17 protein-coding genes are annotated in these 19,081 nt (G+C 73.2%); 10 read left to right on the forward strand and 7 right to left on the reverse strand.

Annotated elements, in window-relative coordinates; genetic code table 11:
• Window positions 1–253 precede the first annotated feature (253 nt).
• The 4 genes from ACIBK8_RS00005 to hutH all read left to right on the forward strand — a co-directional run bounded on the left by ACIBK8_RS00005 (window position 254) and on the right by hutH (window position 5,346).
• Window positions 254–1,411: an adenylate/guanylate cyclase domain-containing protein gene (locus tag ACIBK8_RS00005; protein ID WP_399039212.1), complete on the forward strand. Its 1,158-nt coding sequence runs from the start codon at window positions 254–256 to the stop codon at window positions 1,409–1,411.
• A gap of 163 nt (window positions 1,412–1,574) precedes the next feature.
• Entirely contained in the window at window positions 1,575–2,363 is a 789-nt protein-coding gene (locus ACIBK8_RS00010) for an enoyl-CoA hydratase/isomerase family protein (RefSeq protein ID WP_399039213.1), read from the forward strand.
• A gap of 202 nt (window positions 2,364–2,565) precedes the next feature.
• On the forward strand, window positions 2,566–3,663 hold the full coding sequence (locus tag ACIBK8_RS00015; protein ID WP_399039771.1) for a diguanylate cyclase domain-containing protein: 1,098 nt from the start codon (window positions 2,566–2,568) through the stop codon (window positions 3,661–3,663).
• A 138-nt stretch (window positions 3,664–3,801) separates the two neighbouring features.
• A complete protein-coding gene (gene hutH / locus ACIBK8_RS00020; protein WP_399039215.1) occupies window positions 3,802–5,346 on the forward strand; it encodes a histidine ammonia-lyase in 1,545 nt (514 codons plus the stop codon).
• A gap of 108 nt (window positions 5,347–5,454) precedes the next feature.
• Here the strand turns inward: hutH and ACIBK8_RS00025 are convergent, their stop codons facing one another.
• Window positions 5,455–5,820, reverse strand: coding sequence for a hypothetical protein (locus ACIBK8_RS00025; RefSeq protein ID WP_399039216.1), 366 nt, complete (start codon window positions 5,818–5,820; stop codon window positions 5,455–5,457).
• Window positions 5,821–5,929: 109 nt separating this feature from the next.
• Between ACIBK8_RS00025 and ACIBK8_RS00030 the strand changes: the two genes are divergently transcribed.
• The 4 genes from ACIBK8_RS00030 (at window position 5,930) to ACIBK8_RS00045 (ending at window position 10,223) form a co-directional block, all read left to right on the forward strand.
• On the forward strand, window positions 5,930–6,274 hold the full coding sequence (locus tag ACIBK8_RS00030; RefSeq protein WP_393682995.1) for a hypothetical protein: 345 nt from the start codon (window positions 5,930–5,932) through the stop codon (window positions 6,272–6,274).
• Between the two features lie 242 nt (window positions 6,275–6,516).
• Window positions 6,517–7,779, forward strand: a complete 1,263-nt coding sequence (locus tag ACIBK8_RS00035) for an Ig-like domain-containing protein (protein ID WP_399039217.1) — start codon at window positions 6,517–6,519, stop codon at window positions 7,777–7,779.
• A 109-nt stretch (window positions 7,780–7,888) separates the two neighbouring features.
• Window positions 7,889–8,902 (forward strand): GNAT family N-acetyltransferase, encoded by a 1,014-nt coding sequence (locus tag ACIBK8_RS00040; RefSeq protein ID WP_399039218.1) that lies wholly within the window; start codon window positions 7,889–7,891, stop codon window positions 8,900–8,902.
• Between the two features lie 112 nt (window positions 8,903–9,014).
• Entirely contained in the window at window positions 9,015–10,223 is a 1,209-nt protein-coding gene (locus ACIBK8_RS00045; RefSeq protein ID WP_399039773.1) for a DUF2786 domain-containing protein, read from the forward strand.
• 64 nt (window positions 10,224–10,287) lie between these two features.
• Here the strand turns inward: ACIBK8_RS00045 and ACIBK8_RS00050 are convergent, their stop codons facing one another.
• The 5 genes from ACIBK8_RS00050 to ACIBK8_RS00070 form a co-directional block, all read right to left on the reverse strand.
• Complete coding sequence (locus ACIBK8_RS00050) at window positions 10,288–10,824, reverse strand: GNAT family N-acetyltransferase (RefSeq protein WP_399039219.1); 537 nt, start codon at window positions 10,822–10,824, stop codon at window positions 10,288–10,290.
• A gap of 169 nt (window positions 10,825–10,993) precedes the next feature.
• Window positions 10,994–11,701 (reverse strand): DUF4232 domain-containing protein, encoded by a 708-nt coding sequence (locus tag ACIBK8_RS00055; protein WP_399039222.1) that lies wholly within the window; start codon window positions 11,699–11,701, stop codon window positions 10,994–10,996.
• A 235-nt stretch (window positions 11,702–11,936) separates the two neighbouring features.
• Complete coding sequence (locus ACIBK8_RS00060; RefSeq protein ID WP_399039223.1) at window positions 11,937–13,370, reverse strand: amino acid permease; 1,434 nt, start codon at window positions 13,368–13,370, stop codon at window positions 11,937–11,939.
• A 149-nt stretch (window positions 13,371–13,519) separates the two neighbouring features.
• Window positions 13,520–14,185, reverse strand: coding sequence for a peptide-methionine (S)-S-oxide reductase MsrA (gene msrA, locus ACIBK8_RS00065; RefSeq protein WP_399039224.1), 666 nt, complete (start codon window positions 14,183–14,185; stop codon window positions 13,520–13,522).
• Window positions 14,186–14,323: 138 nt separating this feature from the next.
• A complete protein-coding gene (locus ACIBK8_RS00070) occupies window positions 14,324–15,493 on the reverse strand; it encodes a hypothetical protein (RefSeq protein WP_399039225.1) in 1,170 nt (389 codons plus the stop codon).
• A 124-nt stretch (window positions 15,494–15,617) separates the two neighbouring features.
• Between ACIBK8_RS00070 and ACIBK8_RS00075 the strand changes: the two genes are divergently transcribed.
• Window positions 15,618–16,778 carry a cystathionine gamma-synthase gene (locus tag ACIBK8_RS00075; protein WP_393682982.1) on the forward strand — a complete coding sequence of 387 codons (1,161 nt, stop codon included), beginning with the start codon at window positions 15,618–15,620 and terminating at the stop codon, window positions 16,776–16,778.
• 111 nt (window positions 16,779–16,889) lie between these two features.
• On the opposite strand, the gene ACIBK8_RS00080 is transcribed toward ACIBK8_RS00075, so the two are convergent.
• Entirely contained in the window at window positions 16,890–17,390 is a 501-nt protein-coding gene (locus tag ACIBK8_RS00080) for a MarR family winged helix-turn-helix transcriptional regulator (protein WP_393682980.1), read from the reverse strand.
• Between the two features lie 317 nt (window positions 17,391–17,707).
• Here ACIBK8_RS00080 and ilvA point away from each other — a divergent pair, with 317 nt between their 5' ends.
• Complete coding sequence (ilvA, locus tag ACIBK8_RS00085; RefSeq protein ID WP_399039226.1) at window positions 17,708–18,976, forward strand: threonine ammonia-lyase; 1,269 nt, start codon at window positions 17,708–17,710, stop codon at window positions 18,974–18,976.
• Window positions 18,977–19,081 lie beyond the last annotated feature (105 nt).

The raw sequence follows: 19,081 nt of genomic DNA on the forward strand, positions 1-19,081 counted from the left end.
CGGGGTCGCCCCGCAGCGACAGGTGCCAACACCGGCAGCTTCTTGACTGGTAGCTGAGGGCACATGCGTCGAGGAGACGACCCGGTGCGGCCCCTCCGACCCACCCCCACCCACCAACCCCACACGACAATGCCCCAGGTGAGAGTGAGCCAGAGCACACCTGCCGTATCGTTGAGGCGTTCCGCCGGGGAGCGGACCACGGGCGAGCAGTGATCGGAAGGGCAGTGCGCAGGCATCGGACAGGGAGCGGGCGGTGACCACCGACGACTCGGGCGCCGACGACGCCGGCGGATCGGCCGACGGCGCGGCCACCGACGGCACCGCGCCCGCAGAGAACGCGTCCGCCGACCCGGACGACACCATCGCCATCCGGCTGGAGGCGCTGATCCTCGGCGCCGACCGCCGCTACACACCGTTCCAGGCGGCCCGCAGCGCCGGCGTCTCGATGGACCTGGCGGCCCGGTTCTGGCGCGCCATGGGATTCGCCGACATCGGTCAGGTCAAGGCGCTGACCGAGGCCGACGTCCTGGCCCTGCGGCGGCTCGCGGGACTCGTCGAGGCCGGGCTGCTGAGCGAGGCGATGGCCGTGCAGGTCGCGCGTTCCACCGGGCAGACCACCGCCCGGCTCGCCGACTGGCAGATCGACTCGTTCCTGGAGGGCCTCACCGAGCCACAGGACTCCGGGATGACCCGTACGGAGATCACCTACCCGCTCGTCGAGCTGCTCCTCCCCGAGCTGGAGGAGTTCTTGGTCTACGTCTGGCGGCGCCAGCTCGCCGCGGCGACCGGCCGGGTCGTACGGGCCCAGGACGACGACGAGATGGTCGACCGCAGGCTGGCCGTCGGCTTCGCCGACCTGGTGGGCTTCACCCGCCTGACCCGCCGCCTGGAGGAGGAGGAACTGGGCGAACTGGTCGAGGCGTTCGAGACCACCTGCTCCGACCTGGTGGTCGCGCACGGCGGCCGGCTCATCAAGACCCTCGGCGACGAAGTGCTCTTCGCCGCCGACGACGCGGGCACCGCCGCGGAGATCGGCCTGCGGCTGATCGAGACGATGACGAACGACGAGACGATGCCCGAGCTGCGGGTCGGCATCGCGTTCGGCACGGTCACGACCCGCATGGGCGACGTCTTCGGTACGACCGTCAATCTCGCCAGCCGGCTGACGTCGATAGCGCCGAAGGACACGGTGCTGGTGGACGAGGCGTTCGCGAAGGAGCTGGGCCGCACCGGCGACGCACCGGTGTCGGAGGCGGCAGCGGCTGCCGCGGAGAAGGCCGCGGCGCAGGCGGAGGCGGACGGCATGGTCCCGGCCCTGCCGACGTACCGCTTCGCGTTGCAGCCGATGTGGCAGCGCCCCGTGCGCGGCCTCGGCGTCGTCGAACCCTGGCTGCTGAGCCGCCGCGACTGAGGAAGCGCCCCCGAACACCACGAACGCTCCGAACACCACGAACACCACGAACGCTCCGAACACCACGATCGCCCCGATCGCCCCGACCTCCCTGTCGCCCCGCCGCCGCACCTGGAATGATCGCCGCGGGACCGAATCAACGGTCGTTAACAGGGAGGGACGTATGCAGCGCTTCGGTGAATGGGTCGGCGTGGACCGGCACGGCTTCGTGGCGGAACTGGTCATGGACCGCCCCAAGGCGATGAACGCGGTGTCCACGGCGATGGCCGACAGCCTGGCGCGGGCCTGCGCCGAACTGGCCGCCGACGCTTCCGTGCGGGCGGTCGTGCTCAGCTCCACCCACGAGCGGGCGTTCTGCGTCGGCGCCGACCTCAAGGAGCGGAACTCCTTCACGGACGCGGACCTGATGCGGCAGCGCCCGCACACCCGCGCCGCGTACACGGGCGTCCTGGAGCTGCCGCAGCCCACCATCGCCGCGGTGCACGGCTTCGCGCTGGGCGGCGGCTTCGAGCTGGCGCTGGCCTGCGACCTGATCGTGGCCGACGGCAGTGCGGTGGTCGGCCTGCCCGAGGTGTCGGTGGGGGTGATCCCGGGCGGCGGCGGTACGCAGCTGCTGCCGCGCCGGGTGGGTGCGGCCCGCGCCGCCGAGCTGGTGTTCACCGCCCGCCGGGTGCCGGCCGACGAGGCCGCGCGGCTCGGCCTCGTCGACCAGCTGGTGGCGGACGGCCGGGACCGTACGGAGGCGCTGGCGCTGGCGGCCGGGATCGCCCGTAACTCGCCGGTCGGGCTGCGGGCGGCGAAGCGTGCGCTGCGGCTCGGTCACGGCCTCGACCTGCGGGCCGGGCTCGAAGTGGAGGACGCGGCGTGGCGCAGCGTGGCGTTCTCCGGTGACCGCGCCGAGGGTGTCGCGGCGTTCAACGAGAAGCGGGATCCGGACTGGCCCGGCGAGTGAGCCGGGCCCGCCCCCGCGCCGCCGCCGAAGGTGCCCCTGGCTGAGGAGTGCGCCCCGGTATGGAAGGCGCACGGAAGGGGCGAATAGGATGAAACATTCCTACGCTGGGGCGCAAGGCGTGCTCACGGTGACGGAATGCGAGGGTCCGGTGACGGCTGAGGGCGATGTGAGGCTGCGGGCCGTGGTGGAGCTGGCGCAGGCGATGGCGACGGCGCACACACCACGGGAGTCCGCCCATGCGGCGGCGCAGGGCGTGCGGCTGGCCCTGGGTGGCTCCTTCGCCGCGATCTCGGCCTGGGAGCGCGACCTGGGGCAGCTGCGGGTGCTGGTCAACGTCGGTGAACTCGCCGAAGGTGAGCAGGAGTTCCCCGACGACGAGACGTATCCGGTGCACGAGTTCCCGGAGATCGCCGGCTTCCTGCACGAGCGGTGGGCGGACGGCGGCCCGCCCGACGCCTGGGTGGAGACCGCGGGCGAGTCGCCCGCGCCCGCGGCGTCCGGTCCGTGCAACCACCGGCGGGCGGCTGCGCTGCACCGCCGCGGCCGTGGCTGCTGCGTGGTCGCGCCGATTGTGCTGGACGGGCGGGCCTGGGGCGAGCTGTACGTCGCGCGCCGGGCCGGGGAGCCGGTGTTCGGCGGCGGGGACGCGGAGTTCGCGACCGTGCTCGCCGCCGTGGCGGCTGCCGGGATCGCGCAGACCGAACGGCTGGCGGAGGCCCGCAGGCTCGCCTTCACCGATGCGCTGACCGGGCTCGCCAACCGCCGTGCCGTCGACATGCGGCTGGACGAGGCGCTGGAGCTGCACCGCGCGGATGCGGCCGTGGTCAGCCTGGTCGTGTGCGACCTGAACGGGCTGAAGCAGGTGAACGACTCCCGCGGCCACGCGGTCGGCGACCGGCTGCTGGAACGATTCGGCTCGGTCCTCTCGCTGTGCGGCGCGATGCTGCCCGGCACCCTCGCCGCCCGCCTCGGTGGCGACGAGTTCTGTCTGCTCGCGGTCGGCCCCGCCGCCGACGACGTGGTCGAGGTGGCCGGTGAACTGTGCGAGCGGGCGGGGGAGTTGGACCTGGGTGAGGGGGTCGCGGTGGGTGTCGCGTCGACCGGCGACCCGATCGGCCAGGTGTGCAGTGCCCGCCGGCTCTTCCGGCTCGCGGACGCCGCGCAGTACCGCGCGAAGGCGGCCCGTGCCCACAAACCGGTGGTCGCCGGGCGGGACGGCGGCGCGGACGATCCGGTCGTGCGGCTCGCGGACGCCCCGGAGCGGCGTCCGGGCCCGGAGCGGCGGCGGTTCCGGAGGTGAGGTGGATGCGACGCGGCGTGCGCTGACGTCGATGGCGGCCCGCTGCGGCGGGCGGCCTCGCAGGTCACCGGCCGGGTAAGGAGTGATTGGCCGATCCGGTGGTGACATCCGGCGATTCAAACTCTAGGGTGCCTGAATATGGATATGCACACTGTGGTGCTCGGGACGTCCGGCACGACCGCGCAGGACGTCATCGCGGTGGCCCGCGGCGCCGCCCGGATCGAGCTGTCCGACGACACCCTCGCGGCCGTCGCCGCCAGCCGCGCCTTCATCGACGACCTCGCCGCCAAGCCCGACCCGGTCTACGGCGTCTCCACCGGCTTCGGTGCCCTCGCCGTCCGCCACATCAGCCCCGAACTCCGCGCCCAGCTCCAGCGCAACATCGTCCGCTCCCACGCCGCGGGGATGGGCCCGCGGGTGGAGCGCGAGGTCGTCCGCGCCCTGATGTTCCTGCGCCTGAAGACACTCGCCTCCGGACACACCGGCGTACGCCCCCTGGTCGTCGAGACCATGGCCGCGCTGCTCAACGCCGGCATCACCCCCGTCGTCCACGAATACGGCTCGCTCGGCTGCTCCGGCGACCTCGCGCCGCTCTCGCACTGCGCGCTGACGCTGATGGGCGAGGGGGACGCCGAGGGCCCCGACGGCGCCGTGCGGCCCGCCGCCGAACTCCTCGCCGCGCACGGCATCGCCCCCGTCGAACTGCGCGAGAAGGAGGGTCTGGCGCTCCTCAACGGCACCGACGGCATGCTCGGCATGCTCGTGATGGCCTGCGCCGACCTCGCCCGCCTGTTCACCTCTGCCGACATCACCGCGGCCCTCTCCCTGGAGGCGCTGCTCGGCACGGACAAGGTCCTCGCGCCCGAGCTGCACGCCATCCGCCCGCACCCCGGGCAGGCCGCGTCGGCCGCCAACATGCTCAAGGTGCTTGCCGGTTCGGGCTTCACGGGGCACCACCAGGACGACGCGCCGCGCGTCCAGGACGCGTACTCGGTCCGCTGCGCCCCGCAGGTCGCGGGCGCCGGCCGGGACACCCTCGACCACGCCTGCCGGGTCGCCGACCGCGAGCTGGCCGCCGCCGTCGACAACCCCGTGGTGCTGCCGGACGGCCGGGTCGAGTCGAACGGCAACTTCCACGGCGCGCCGGTCGCCTACGTCCTGGACTTCCTCGCCGTCGCCGCCGCCGACCTCGGCTCCATCGCCGAGCGCCGCACCGACCGCCTGCTGGACAAGAACCGCTCGCACGGCCTGCCCGCCTTCCTGGCCGGCGACCCGGGTGTCGACTCGGGCCTGATGATCGCCCAGTACACGCAGGCCGCCCTGGTCAGCGAGATGAAGCGGCTGGCGGCGCCCGCGTCGGTCGACTCCATCCCGTCGTCGGCGATGCAGGAGGACCACGTCTCCATGGGCTGGTCCGCCGCCCGCAAGCTGCGCACCGCCGTCGACAACCTGGCCCGGATCATCGCCGTCGAGCTGTACGCGGCGACCCGCGCGGTGGAGATGCGCGAGGGGCTGACACCGGCGCCCGCCACCCGCGCGGTGGTGGACGCGGCGCGCGAGGCCGGCATACAGGGGCCGGGCGGTGACCGTTTCCTGGCGCCCGACCTGGAGGCCGCGTACGGGTTCGTGCGCTCGGGGAAGCTGATCGCGGCCGTGGAGTCGGTGACCGGCGAACTGGCCTGACGGGACGGCCGCCCCGGAGGGAGGCGGCCTGCCTGGTGAGTGAGGAGAGCGGCGGTCCGTCCCGGTGGCGGGCCGCCGCTTCGCGTACGCGGGGCCCGGTTCGCCGCGTCAGACCGTGTCGTCCCGGGTGCGGCGCACGGAGTAGCTGACCAGGCCCGCCCCGAGGGCGAGGCAGGCGGCGCCGCCGATGACGTAGGGCGTGGTGTCCGGGCTGCCGGTTGCGGCGAGGGAGTGCGAGGTCGCGCCGTCCGGCCGCGCGCCGGTACCGCTCTGCGGCACGCCGCCCGACATGGTGGTGGGGTTGTTCTGCCCGCCCTCGTCCTCCGGCGCCGTACCGGCGACCGATGAGGCCCGCGCGTCGGCCGCGGCCCCTCCGGGAGCCTCCACGATCGCGTTGGCGGACGGTACGAACCACAAGGCGATCAACACCGACCCCGCGGCGGCAGCGGTCAGCAGTGGTCGTCGTGCGGTCACAGAAACAATCCCCCTTGTGGGTCCGGCGAATTGGCCGCTGACCGCAGATGTTAGTGACCGCCGCGGGTCGCGGGGAAGTCGGGCCCTGGACGTGTTTACCCTCCGTCCCATGAGCAATGGTGAGACATCACGGTTTGTACGTCTTCACGTCGAACTGGTCATGGAGGTCACGGACTCCGGCCTGCTGACCGCGGCGGCGGTCGAGCAGGTCGCCGGCGATCCCTCGCTGCCCGACGAGGGCCGCAAGCAGGCCGAGGAGACGGTCAGGGACGATCCGGCCGAGGCGCTGGCGCACCTGGTCGATCCGTTCGACCTGGTCACCGCCGTCCCCGGCACCGCACTCGCGCAGGCTTCCTGGAGCAGCGAGGAAATGACCGACTACGACCCGGACGCCGAGTGGGACGCCGCGGAGTGGGATCTCGCGGGCGAAGTCGCCGTCGAAGAGGAGGTCTGACCCGTCCCCGACCCGTCCGGAACACCGTCCGGAGCCGCTCTGTGCGGCCCGGCGACCGCCCTCGTTGACCCCTGTGCGACCGCTTCGTCGCACAGGGGTCGATTGCGTGGCCTTCCCCACACTTTGTGCAGGTGTGGAACGGGCGAAACGGAACATGCGTTCATAGGACGTCGGCCGGGAAGCCTGCGTCCGGTCAGCGGCTCGGGGAAATACGTATATCGGTAGCAATGGAGAAGCGTGTGATGACGGACAGCAAGCGCCGCAAGGGCTTCATAGCCGCTGCCGCGTTGCTCGGGGGCGTAGTCACGCTCTCGGCGTGCGGCGGAGGCGCAGGCGGCGGCAGCAGCGCCAAGCACGACACCTCCCACCAGGTGGACGAGGCCGCCGCGAAGGACGCCTCGCAGGCCAAGATCAAGATCACGCCCAAGGACGGCTCGGCCACCGCGGGCATCAGCAACGACGCCAAGGTCACGGTCAGCGGCGGCAAGCTCACCGACGTCACGATGACCGACGTCGAGTCCAAGAAGACCGTCGAGGGCAAGCTCGCCGCCGACGGCAGCTCCTGGAAGCCCGCGAAGGACCTCGACCGCTCGACGAAGTACAAGATCACCGCGCACGCGGTGGACGACGAAGGACGCAAGGCGGTGGAGAACTCCACCTTCACCACCGTCTCCCCGGCGAACAGCTTCATCGGCAACTTCACACCAGAGGACGGCTCCACCGTCGGCGTCGGCATGCCGGTCTCGCTCCGCTTCGACAAGCCCGTGAAGAACAAGAAGGACGTCGAGTCGGCGATCGAGGTCGCCTCCAGCAGCAACCAGAAGGTCGTCGGCCACTGGTTCGACGACACCCGCCTGGACTTCCGCCCCCAGGAGTACTGGAAGGCGAACTCCAAGGTCACGATGAAGCTGGACCTCGACGGCGTCGAGGCGTCATCCGGCGTCCGGGGCATCCAGGACAAGACCGTCAGCTTCACCGTCGGCCGCTCGCAGGTCAGCACCGTCGACGCGGACACCCACCGGATGACGGTGGTGCGCGACGGCAAGACGATCAAGACCATCCCGATCTCGGCGGGCAGCGCGGAGCACCCGACCTACAACGGCAAGATGGTCATCTCCGAGAAGTACAAGCAGACCCGGATGGACGGCTCCACCGTCGGCTTCACGAACAACGACGGCAAGGGCGAGTACGACATCCCCGACGTCCCGCACGCGATGCGCCTGTCCACGTCCGGCACGTTCATCCACGGCAACTACTGGGGCAAGGGCATCTTCGGCAGCTCCAACACCAGCCACGGCTGCATCGGCCTGGCCGACGCCAAGGGCGCGGGCGACGCGTCCACGGACGGCGCGTGGTTCTTCGACCACTCCCTCACCGGCGACATCGTCCACATGGTCAACTCCCCGGACAAGACCATCCAGCCGGACAACGGCCTCAACGGCTGGAACATGAGCTGGCAGCAGTGGGTCGCGGGCAGCGCCCTGAAGGGCGGCGCAGGCAACTAGGGTCTGCCGCCCGGCCGCGCCCCGGCCGCCCCGCAAAGCCTGAGCCCGGACGCCCGGTGCCGCCGAAAATACGGCGCGCCGGGCGTCCGCGCTGCGTACGGTGCCCCGCATGGTGCAGTCCCACGACACGTCCCGCAGGGCACCGGCCGGCCCCGCCCACCGGATCGACGCCGCGTCCGACGCCTGCGTCGACGCCTGGTGCGCCGTGCTCGCCGCCGCCCACGCCCACGACCGGCCCGACCTCCCCGCCCCCGAACGGGCCGCCGAGGCGGGCCGGTTGCGCGTCCCCGCGCTGCACAGCCGCGCCGCCGCCTTCGCCGTGCCCGCGCCGGGCGGCGGATACGCGGGGGTCGCCCTGGTCCGCCTCTTCGACTCGGCGGACAACACCCACACCGCCTTCCTCGACGCCCTGACCGTCCACCCCCGCCACCGCGGGGCCGGGGTCGGCGGCGCCCTGTGGGCCGAGGTACACGCCCTGCTCGCGGCCGAGTCCCGTACGTCGGTGAGCGCGCAGCTCGACGCGGGCGGTCCGGGCGAGGTCTTCGCGCGGTCCCAAGGGGCCGTCTGCGCCCTGCCGTTGGTCGCGTACGTGCAGGACGTGACGCGGGCGCCCGCGGACGGCCGCCCGGCGCTCCCGGACGGCTACCGCTTCCTCGCCTGGAGCGGCCAGGTCCCCGACGCGTACGCCGACACGCACGCCCGCGCGCACCAGGCCATGGACGACGCGCCCACCGGCGACCTCGACGCACAGCCCGACTCCTGGGACGCCGCACGGGTCCGCGCCGCCGCCCAGGTCGTCATCGACCGCGGCGGGGTGCTGCTGACCGTGGCGGCGCTCGCCACGGCCGACGACAGCGTGGCCGCCTACACCGAACTCGTGCTGCCCACACCGCGATCCGTACGGGCCCTCCAGTACGACACCGTCGTCCTGCCCGCCCACCGCGGCCGTGGCATCGGCCGGGCCGTCAAGCTCCGCATGCGGGAGGTGCTGCGCGCGGCGCACCCCGGCGTACGGGAGATCATGACGACCGTCGCCGACGACAACACCCCGATGCGCGCGGTGAACGCGGCGCTCGGCTACCGCCCGGAGGGCGGCCTCGGCGTCCACCAGCTGCGGCTGTGAGCGCGGGCGGCCGGGCTCGTCCCGGCACTCGTAGAGTGGCAAGGTGAGCGAGCGTACGAGGAACGGGCGGGGCGGACGGCCGCCGTCGGATGCGGCGGAGCTGGTCGGGAGCGTGCTCGGCCGGGTCAGGTACGCACCGGACGGCGCGGCGGCCGATGACGCCGTGGAGGCCGGCGCGTCGATGCTGGCGGCGGCCGACCGGGAGGCCGTCGGCGCCGCGCTGGTGGCCGCCGCGGCCGACGCCGTACGGCAGTGCAGGGCGGGCGGCTGGCTCCCCGCCGACCTGGAGCGGATCGTACGGCGGGACGCGGCGGAGCCCGGCCTCGTCGCGCTGGTCGTGGACGCCGTCGCCGCCGAGGCACGGACCGGCGCGGGGCGGCCCCGCAGCTCCGCCGCCGACCCGCGCTGGGCCGAGCAGGCGGGGCGGCTGGGCGCCGAGGTCTGGTGGCCGTCCGACGGCGGCTACCTCGACGCGCTGGCCGCCCGCCGCCGCACCTCCCGCTTCGAGGCCGCCTGCGCCGTCCTGGCCGCGCTGCGCGCCCTCGCGCGGCTGCCGCGGATCACCCCGCTGCCCGCCATGGCCGCGGCCCCTGCGGAGCGGACCGCAGGGCCCGGGGCGTCCCGTGCGCTCGGCCGGATCCGCGGGCTGCTGGCCAAGGCGGAGGCCACCGACTACGCCGAGGAGGCCGAGGCGCTGTCGGCGAAGGCGCAGGAGCTGATGGCCAGGCACAGCATCGACGCGGCACTCCTGGCCGGGGCCGACGGCACGGCCGCCGGGGCGCCGGGCGGCCCCTCGGCGGTCCGCATCGGCATCGAGGGCCCGTACGAACAGGCCAAGGCGCTCCTCCTGGACGCCGTCGCCGCGGCCAACCGCTGCCAGGCCGTCTGGTCGTCCGACGTGGCCTTCTCCACCCTCATCGGCTTCGAAACCGACCTGGAGGCCGCCGAGTTGCTCTACACCTCGCTGCTGCTCCAGGCCACCGGCGCGATGCACCGGGCGGGCGACGCGCAGCACACGAGCGGCCGGTCCCGCCGCACCCGCGACTTCCGCCAGACCTTCCTGGTCGCCTACGCCGACCGCATCCGCAGCCGCCTGTCGGCCGCCACCGCGGCGGCCACCGCCGAAGCCACCGCCGAGACCGCGGCCCCCGGCCTCCTCCCGGTGCTCGCGGCCCGCGAAGTGGCCGTCGACGAGGCCGCGGGCGCGCTGTTCCCCGACACCGCCCCCGTCCGCCTGCGCGGCGTGCGCGACGCCGACGGCTGGCACCAGGGCACCGCGGCGGCGGACCGCGCCCGGTTGGCGGGTCGCGAGGAGGGGTGAACGGAGGCCGGAGAGCAGGGTGGTCGGCCCCGGGGCGGCCGTGTGCCGCGGCGGTGGCCGCCCGCTATCCCGCCGCTGCCGCCGACCGCTTCCGGAAGCACACCCGGTCCTGCCCCGGCCCGTCGTAGTCGGCCCGTACGGCCGCCCCGTTCCCGGACGCCGCTCCCTCCACCTCGAAGCCCATCGCGCGGTGGAAGGCGATCGACCCCGTGTTGGCGGGTGAGGTGATGGCCCGTACGACCTCGCGCCCCGCCGCCGACGCCTGCGCGAAGAACCCCTCGTACAGCCTGCGGGCCAGGCCCGTGCCTCTCAACTCCGGCCGTACGCCCACGAAATGGATGTACGCCTCGTCGGCGTGGTCCGCGGAGTGGAAGCCCACCAGGAACCCGGCGACGCCGCCGCGCGCCGGCTCCGCCACCCAGCTCGTCCCCGCGAAGTGCTGGAGGAACAGCCGGGGCAGCAGCAGCGACAACTCCCGCGCCTCGGCGGGCGTACGCGAATCGCCCCACCACTCCTGCACGGCGCCCACCAGCGCCGGATAGTCGTCCTCGCGCGCCTGCCTGATCCGTACGCCCGTGTCCGCCGCCGCCCGTTCACCCATGCCGTCCGTCCCTTCCACGGTGTCCTTCGCCGCACCCAGCCATAACACGGGCGGCGGGGCGGCCTTCGGGTGGTGCGCGGTGGGACGCGGGCCATGCGCGAGAGGCCCCGACCGGAGTCGGGGCCTCAGTGTGTGCGTGCCGGGGTCCGTGCCGTCCGGACCCGGCGGCTCAGAAGTCGTCGGCGCCGTTGCGCAGTTCGGGCGTCCAGTAGCCGGTCTTCGCGACCGCGTCGTCGACGGCGATGCCGCCCTTGGGCGCGGTGACGACCTTGCTGCCCTCGGCGGGCCCGTCGGCGGCGAAGAGGTTCACGTTGAAGGAGGTGACGGCGTGGTTGTCCTCGTGGGCGCCGCCGTTGTTGATCCGCACGGCCGCGTAGGCGGGGGCGCCGGCCTTCAGCACGACGGGGGTGCCCGGCTTGCTCTTGGCGACGGCCGGTACGTCCTTGGCGGTGTGGATGTCGCCGAACGCGATCAGCGGGTACTGGAGCAGCGTGCAGGAGTGGCCCGAGGTGTTCTTGGCGGTCAGCGTGATGTGTGTGGTGGGCACGCCGTCCTGCTTGGCCGCGGTGATCTTCACGTCCTTGGCGGCGCAGGCCGGAGTGGCGCCGGCGGCCTTCTTCTTGGCGGCGGTCTGCTCGGCGGGAGCGGCCGAGTCGGAGCCGGAGGTTCCGGAACCGGCGGTGTCCTTCTTCCCGGCGTCCGAGCCCTGCTCGGTGTCGGCGCCGGTGTCCTTCGACGCCGGGGCGGACGCGGCGCTCGCCTTGTCCTTCGCGTCCTTCGCGCCGTCACCGTCGCCACCGCAGGCGGTGAGCGTCAGGCTGAGGGCGGCGACGGCGGTCGCGGCGAGAACGGCAGGGCGGCGGATGGCGGTACGCATGAGGGGCTCCCCCGGTGAGGTTGTCGACGCCAGGTGCGGACGACTGGTCTGCTCACAGCTTGGGGTCCGGCCCTGACGTTCCTCTGACGTGCCGCTGACGCCGCGCTGGCGGCGCGCTGGCGGCGCCGGAGCGGGGCCCTTCCGCCCCGCCCGGAGCGGGGCCTTCCGCCGCAGGCGCGGCCCGTCACAACTGCGCGTGGCGGAACGGCAATCGGCAGCGAGGGCCCCGTACCGCCTACGAGGCGCTGACGCCCGCCCGCCGATCGCGGCGCTGCTTGAGATGGCCCGCGCCTGCCAGCGCCGCCACCACGACGGCCGTACCGGCGAGCTGATGACGGCCGTCCGCGCCGGCGGCCATGACGGCGAAGACGCCGAGGATGGCGGCGAACGCGAGCCAGGTCAGGTAGGGGAAGCCCCACATCCGCACCGAGAGCAGCTCGGGCGCCTCGCGCTCCAGACGGCGGCGCATCTTCAGCTGGGTGAGGCAGACGATGGACCAGACGACCAGCACCGAGCAGCCGGCGATGTTCAGCAGCCAGGCGAACACGGTGGTCGGCCAGATGATCCCGGCGATCACGGCGGCGAAGCCGAACAGGCAGGACGCCACCACGGCCGCCGCCGGCACGCCCCTGGTGACCTTGCCCAGGAAACGCGGGCCCTGGCCCCGGTTGACCAGGGAGTACGCCATGCGCGACGAGCCGTAGATGTTGGCGTTCATCGCGGAGAGCAGCGCCACCAGCACCACGATCTGCATGATCGTGCCGGCTGCCGGGATGCCGAGCCGGTCGAGCACGGTGACGTACGGGCCGTCCGTGGCGACCTTCGGGTTGTTCCACGGCACCAGGGTGACGACCACGGCCATGGAGCCGATGTAGAAGACGGCGATGCGCCAGACCGCGGTGCGGACGGCACGGGCGACGTTCCGGCTCGGGTTGTCCGACTCCGCCGCCGCGATGGTGACGGTCTCCAGACCGGCGAACCCGGAAATGGTGGTCAGCAGCCCGGCCGCGAGTCCGGCGGCGCCGGTCGGGAAGAAGCCGCCGTGGCCGGTGAGATGGCTGGTGCCGGGTGCGTTGCCGAACACCCCGAGAATGCCGAGCACGCCCAGCACCAGAAAAGCGACGATCATGGTGACCTTGATGGCGGAGAACCAGAACTCGAACTCACCGAAGTTCTTGACCGCGGTCAGATTGCTGGCGCAGAAGAACACCATGAAGATCGCCACCCAGCCGTAGGCGGGGATGAACGACACCCAGTTGTGCATGATCGTGCCCGCCGCGGTGGCCTCGGCGGCCACACCGGCGCAGAGCATCAGCCAGTACATCCAGCCCGATGTGGTGCTCGCCCAGGAGCCGAGTTCCTCCTCGGCATGCACCGAGAACGAGCCGGTGGAGGGCCGCGCCGCGGACATCTCGCCGAGCATCCGCATGATCAGCATGACCAGCGCGCCGGTCCCCATGAAGAGCAGGATGATCGCCGGCCCGGCCGCGGCGATGCCGACCCCGGAGCCCACGAAGAGCCCCGCGCCGATGACCCCGCCGAGCGCGATCATCGACAGATGGCGCTGCTTGAGGCCGTGCGACAGCACGGGCGCGCGGTCCTGCACTGCCTCGTGTTCCTGCACGGCCTGCGGGGCGCCCTGGGGTGACCGGGTGCTTGTCGGACTCATGGTCGCCTGTTCATTGCTTGAGACGTCTGGTGAGCCTGACGAGTGTGCGGGCCACCCTGCGCGTATGGCGTGAACGCCCGCTATTCGGACCATTCACTTACACGTGGTGAAGGCGCTGATACGCAGGTGAATGCTGCTTCCCGCCGAAGTCAGTCCCCGGCCGGAGCCACACCCACCGGGCAGCTCATGCCCGTCCCGCCGATCCCGCAGTACCCGGCCGGGTTCTTGTCGAGGTACTGCTGGTGGTACCCCTCGGCCGGGTAGAAGGGGCGGGGCTCGGCCGGGAGGATCTCGGTGGTGATGTCGGCGTAGCCGCCCGCCCGGAGTACGGCGGCGTAGGCGTCGCGGGAGGCTTCGGCGGCCTGCTGCTGGGCGGGGGAGTGGGTGTAGATCGCGGAGCGGTACTGGGTGCCGACGTCGTTGCCCTGGCGGAAGCCCTGGGTCGGGTCGTGGGACTCCCAGAACAGCTTCAGGAGAGCGGTGTACGGCACGACGGCGGGGTCGAAGACGACGCGCACGGCCTCGGTGTGTCCGGTGTGGCCGCTGCACACCTCTTCGTAGGTGGGGTGGGGGGTGTGGCCGCCCTGATAGCCGGTCAGCGTCGTCCAGACCCCCTCGGTCTGCCAGAACTTCCGCTCGGCGCCCCAGAAGCAGCCCAGGCCGAAGTCGGCGGTCTCCAGGCCGTCCGGGTACGGGCCGAGCAGCGGATTGCCGAGGACGGTGTGCCGCTCGGGGACGCTGAAGCCCCGTTCGGGGCGGCCCTTGAGCGCCTCATCAGGGGTGGGGAGGTGGTTCTTGAAGCGGGAGAACAGCATCGTGATCAGGCTCCGGGAGAGACGGCGACGGCGGACGTGGCGGCGGACGCGACAGCGGGCCGCCCGCCACGTGGGGGCGGCCCTCCGTGCAACGCCGGGGGCCCGGCCGGCATTCCGGCGAGGGCCACGGCCGCCCGGTCAGTGCCCCGGGGGCGTGAAGCCCGCCGAGGTGCCGCCCATCCGCTCCCAGCCGGCGATGGCCAGCGCCCGGTAGGCGGCGTACTCGCCCGCGGGGTTGCGGCCGTAGGACCACGGGACGGCCCCGACATGGCCGTCCACCTCGCGCAGCTGCTCCATGGCCTCGGCGTACCGCTCGGCGCGTACCAGGAACCAGATGAGGAGGTGGCGGACGTGCGGTGCCATGGGGTGGTCGGCCGGCGCCTCGCGCAGCGCGAAGTGCGCGCCCTCGATGGCCCGCTCGATCACCGCGCTCTGGTAGAGGCCGCGGACCATGTTGGCCTCGGGGATGTGCTCGTAGACCGCGAACAGGGGGAGGGCGGGGAGCAGGCTCTTCTCCGGGGCCCCGGACGCCGCGCGCTCGGCGAACGCCTCGGCCTCCTTGCGGGAGCCGTGCCACTTCTCCGACCAGTACGGCAGCGCCGCGAGATGCGCGCCCATGTGCTGCGGGGCGCGCTGGACGACCTTGGACCACAGCTCTTCGTAGTCGGCCGGCCGGTTGTGCAGACCGCGGGCGACGGCGAGTTCGACGATGTACGGGATCGGGCTGCCGGGGGCCAGCAGGGCCGCCTCGCCGCAGACCGTACGGGCCTCCTCCAGGATCATCCGGAAGTCCTGCGAGCCGGGGTCGCGCAGCGCCTGGAGGACGAGGAACTGGGCGTGGGTCTGGGCGCCGCCGGGATCCTTGGGCGCCTCCAGACGCCAGGTCCGCAGCCAGACGCCGCCGGCCCGCGGCACACCGGCCGGCTGCCCGCCCTTCGTGAGCGCGGGGCCGTACCGCCCCTGCTCCGCCGTCTCGGCGGCCGGCTCGAAGGCCGCCGATCCGGCCAGCGTCTGGACCCGCTGCCAGCGCCGCTCCCAGTCGTCCCCGGTGGACTTCAGCAGCGCGGCGGCCGGGCGCCAGTCGCCGGTGCGCCGGATCTCCGCGAGCGCGTCGTCGAGTTCCTCGTCGGGTCCTGGCAGGCGGACGTCGAGCGCGTCGAGCGGTACGAAGCCGTAGCCCGCCATCGGGTCGGATGCCACCACCAGGCCCTGCCGGGCCTGCTGCGCGGCCCGCCGGCGCCGCATCCAGGGCAGGAAGACGACACCGCCGATCGCGGTCGCGGCGATGAGCACGAGCAGAGCGTCCATGTGGAGAGTCCCGGTCGGAGGTGGAGGGGCGGGGCCGGGGAGCGGCCTTCGTATGTATCCACTCTCCAGCGAACCAGAAAGTTCCGGGAATCTCCGCCCCGGCGGACGACTAGGCTCGGCAGGCATGAGCGATCAGCGCGACCAGCGCCACCAGCACTTCGAGACACTCGCCATCCACGCAGGTCAGGAGCCCGACGAGGGCACCGGCGCGGTGGTGACGCCCATCTACCAGGTGTCCACGTACAAGCAGGACGGTGTCGGCGGGCTGCGCGGCGGCTACGAATACAGCCGCAGTGCCAACCCGACCCGTACCGCCCTTGAGGAGAACCTCGCCGCCCTCGACGGCGGCCGGCGGGGCCTCGCCTTCGCCTCGGGACTCGCCGCCGAGGACTGCCTGCTGCGGACCCTGCTGACCCCCGGCGACCACGTCGTCATCCCCAACGACGCCTACGGCGGCACCTTCCGGCTGTTCGCCAAGGTCGTCGAGCGCTGGGGTGTCGAGTGGTCGGTGGCCGACACGTCCGACCCGCAGGCGGTACGCGCCGCGCTGCGGCCCCGTACGAAGGCGATCTGGGTGGAGACGCCCAGCAACCCGCTGCTCGGCATCAGCGACATCGCGGCGCTGGCCGGTGTCGCCAGGGACGCCGGGGCCCGCCTCGTCGTCGACAACACCTTCGCCAGCCCGTACCTCCAGCAGCCGCTGGCGCACGGTGCCGACGTCGTCGTCTACTCCACGACCAAGTACATGGGCGGTCACTCCGACGTCGTGGGCGGTGCGCTCGTCGTCAACGACGACGCGCTCGGCGAGGAACTGGCCTACCACCAGAACGCCATGGGCGCGATTGCCGGACCGTTCGACGCCTGGCTCGTGATGCGCGGCATCAAGACCCTCGCCGTCCGCATGGACCGGCACAGCGCCAACGCCGCCCGGGTCGCCGAGCTGCTGACCGCGCACCCGAAGGTCACCCACGTCTACTACCCGGGTCTGGCCGAGCACCCCGGACACGAGGTCGCGGCCAAGCAGATGCGGGCCTTCGGCGGCATGGTGTCGTTCCGCGTCGCGGGCGGCGAGCAGGCGGCGGTCGACGTCTGCAACCGGGCGGAGCTGTTCACCCTCGGTGAGTCGCTCGGCGGCGTCGAGTCGCTGATCGAGCACCCGGGACGGATGACGCACGCCTCGACGGCCGGTTCTCCGCTGGAGGTCCCCGCCGACCTCGTACGGCTCTCCGTCGGCATCGAGTCCGTCGACGACCTGCTCGCCGACCTCACCCAGGCACTGGGCTGACCGGCAGGGACGGCTGAGCCGCTGAGCCGACCACCCCTCCACGGGAGGGGTGGTACCGGCCGTCCCGTCCCGCCCCCTGGTGCGGGGCACAGGTCCGGGCCTTCGGCCGGGTCAGGACGCCGGGCCGGACCCCGGCAGTGACGCGGTGACGGTGGCGAGCGAGGCGTTGAAGCGCGTCAGCAGGGTGCAGAACGCCTCGCGCTCCTCCTCGGTCCACTCGTCCGTCACCAGCTCCATCAGCGCACGGCGCGAATTGCGTACCTCGTCGAGGCGGGAGCGCCCGCGGTCGGACAGCTGGAGCACCACCGCCCGGCCGTCCTCGGGGTGGGTGGCGCGGCTGACGAGACCGGAGTCCACCAGCGGTGCGACCTGGCGGGTCACCGTCGACGAGTCGATGCCCATCCCCGCGGCCAGGGCCTTGACACCCATCGGACCTTCCTGGTCCAGGCGGTTGAGCAGCAGGTAGGCGGCGCGGTCCATGGAGTTGCGCGCCTGCCCCACGCCGCCGAGCCGGCTCTGTTCGGCACGACGGGCGAAGACGGCCACTTGGTGTTGCAGCGCGTCGAGAACGGCGGGGTCGGTGTGTGTCGTCATGTCCGAAGTGGTGGGCATGGCCGGGAGCTCGCTTCATGGGGGGCTTACGGATTGGGGGACAGAGTACGCGGCTCGGGCCCGGCCCGTACCGGGGCTGCGCGTTCCGGCCGCGGGCCGGAGGTGGGCCCGCGACCCCGCCCGACCGGCCCCACCTGCGTACGGTGCGCGTCCCGGGCCGGTCTCCGCGCCCGCTCCGGCGCGGGCGCACGTCCGGATCGCTGCCCCTGCCGCGCCCTCCGCGGCGCTCCGGTGGCCGCGGGCGGACGCCGACCGCCGTTCCGCCGCCCGCCCCGGCCGGGAACGCCCGCCGCGGGGGGAACTGCGAGACTGGCCGCATGGCAGATCACCCGCCGCGCCCGTCCGCCGCACCCGTGCCCGCTGCCGACGGGGCGGCCTGCGGGGCCGCCGCGCTCACGGTCGACGACGTGCACGAGGCGCACAAGATGCTCTCCGGCGTCGCGCGGGCCACGGCGATGGAGGGCAGCCGCCATCTGTCCGGGCTGGTCGGCGCCCCGGTGCACCTGAAGTGCGAGAACCTCCAGCGCACCGGGTCCTTCAAGATCCGTGGCGCGTATGTGCGCATCGCCGGTCTGTCGGAGGAGGAACGCGCGGCCGGTGTCGTGGCGGCGAGCGCGGGCAATCACGCGCAGGGGGTGGCGCTGGCCGCGTCCCTGCTCGGGGTGCGTTCGACGGTCTTCATGCCGGTCGACGCCCCGCTGCCGAAGGTCGCCGCGACCCGTGACTACGGCGCCGAGGTGCGGCTGCACGGCCAAGTGGTGGACGAGACGCTGGCCGCCGCCCAGGAGCACGCGCGCGAGACCGGCGCCGTCTTCATCCACCCCTTCGACCACCGGGACATCATCGCAGGTCAGGGCACTGTCGGCCTGGAGATCCTGGAGCAGTGCCCCGAGGTGCGGACCATCGTCGTGGGGGTCGGCGGCGGTCTGGCGGCCGGGGTGGCGGTCGCGGTCAAGGCGCTGCGGCCGGACGTGAAGGTCATCGGCGTGCAGGCGGCGGGCGCTGCCTGCTACCCGCCGTCGCTGGCGGCCGGGCACCCCGTCGCGGTCGGCGGGCTGTCGACGATGGCGGACGGCATCAAGGTCGGGCGGCCGGGCGAGGTGCCGTTCCGGATCGTCGAAGCCCTGGTGGACGAGGTCCGCACGGTCTCCGAGGACGCACTGTCCAGCGCGCTGCTGCTGTGCCTGGAGCGGGCGAAGATGGTGGTGGAGCCGGCCGGGGCGAGCCCGGTGGCGGCGCTGCTCTCGGAGCCCGAGACGTTCGAGGGGCCGGTGGTCGCCGTGCTGTCCGGCGGGAACGTCGACCCGCTGTTGATGCAGCGGATCCTGCGGCACGGCATGGCGGCGGCCGGGCGCTACCTGTCGCTGCGGCTGCGGCTGACGGACCGGCCGGGGGCGCTGGCGACGCTGCTCGGCGTGCTGTCGGATGTCGACGCCAACGTCCTGGACGTGATCCACGTCCGTACCGACCCGCGGCTCGGTCTGACGGAGGCCGAGGTGGAGCTGCATCTGGAGACCACCGGGCCGGAGCACTGCGCGGAGCTGAGCACGGCGCTGCGGGCCGCCGGGTACCGGGTCATGGCGTAGGAACAGGTGAATCTCTTCGCGATGTATCGCGTTTGTGTCGCGTCCGGGGTACAGTCAAGTCCCGGGCCGCGAAACGTTGTTGCGCGGTGATGTCGTGAGTGTTGA

This window comes from Streptomyces sp. NPDC050161 (assembly GCF_044460025.1).
In the GTDB taxonomy this organism is placed as follows: Bacteria; Actinomycetota; Actinomycetes; order Streptomycetales; family Streptomycetaceae; genus Streptomyces.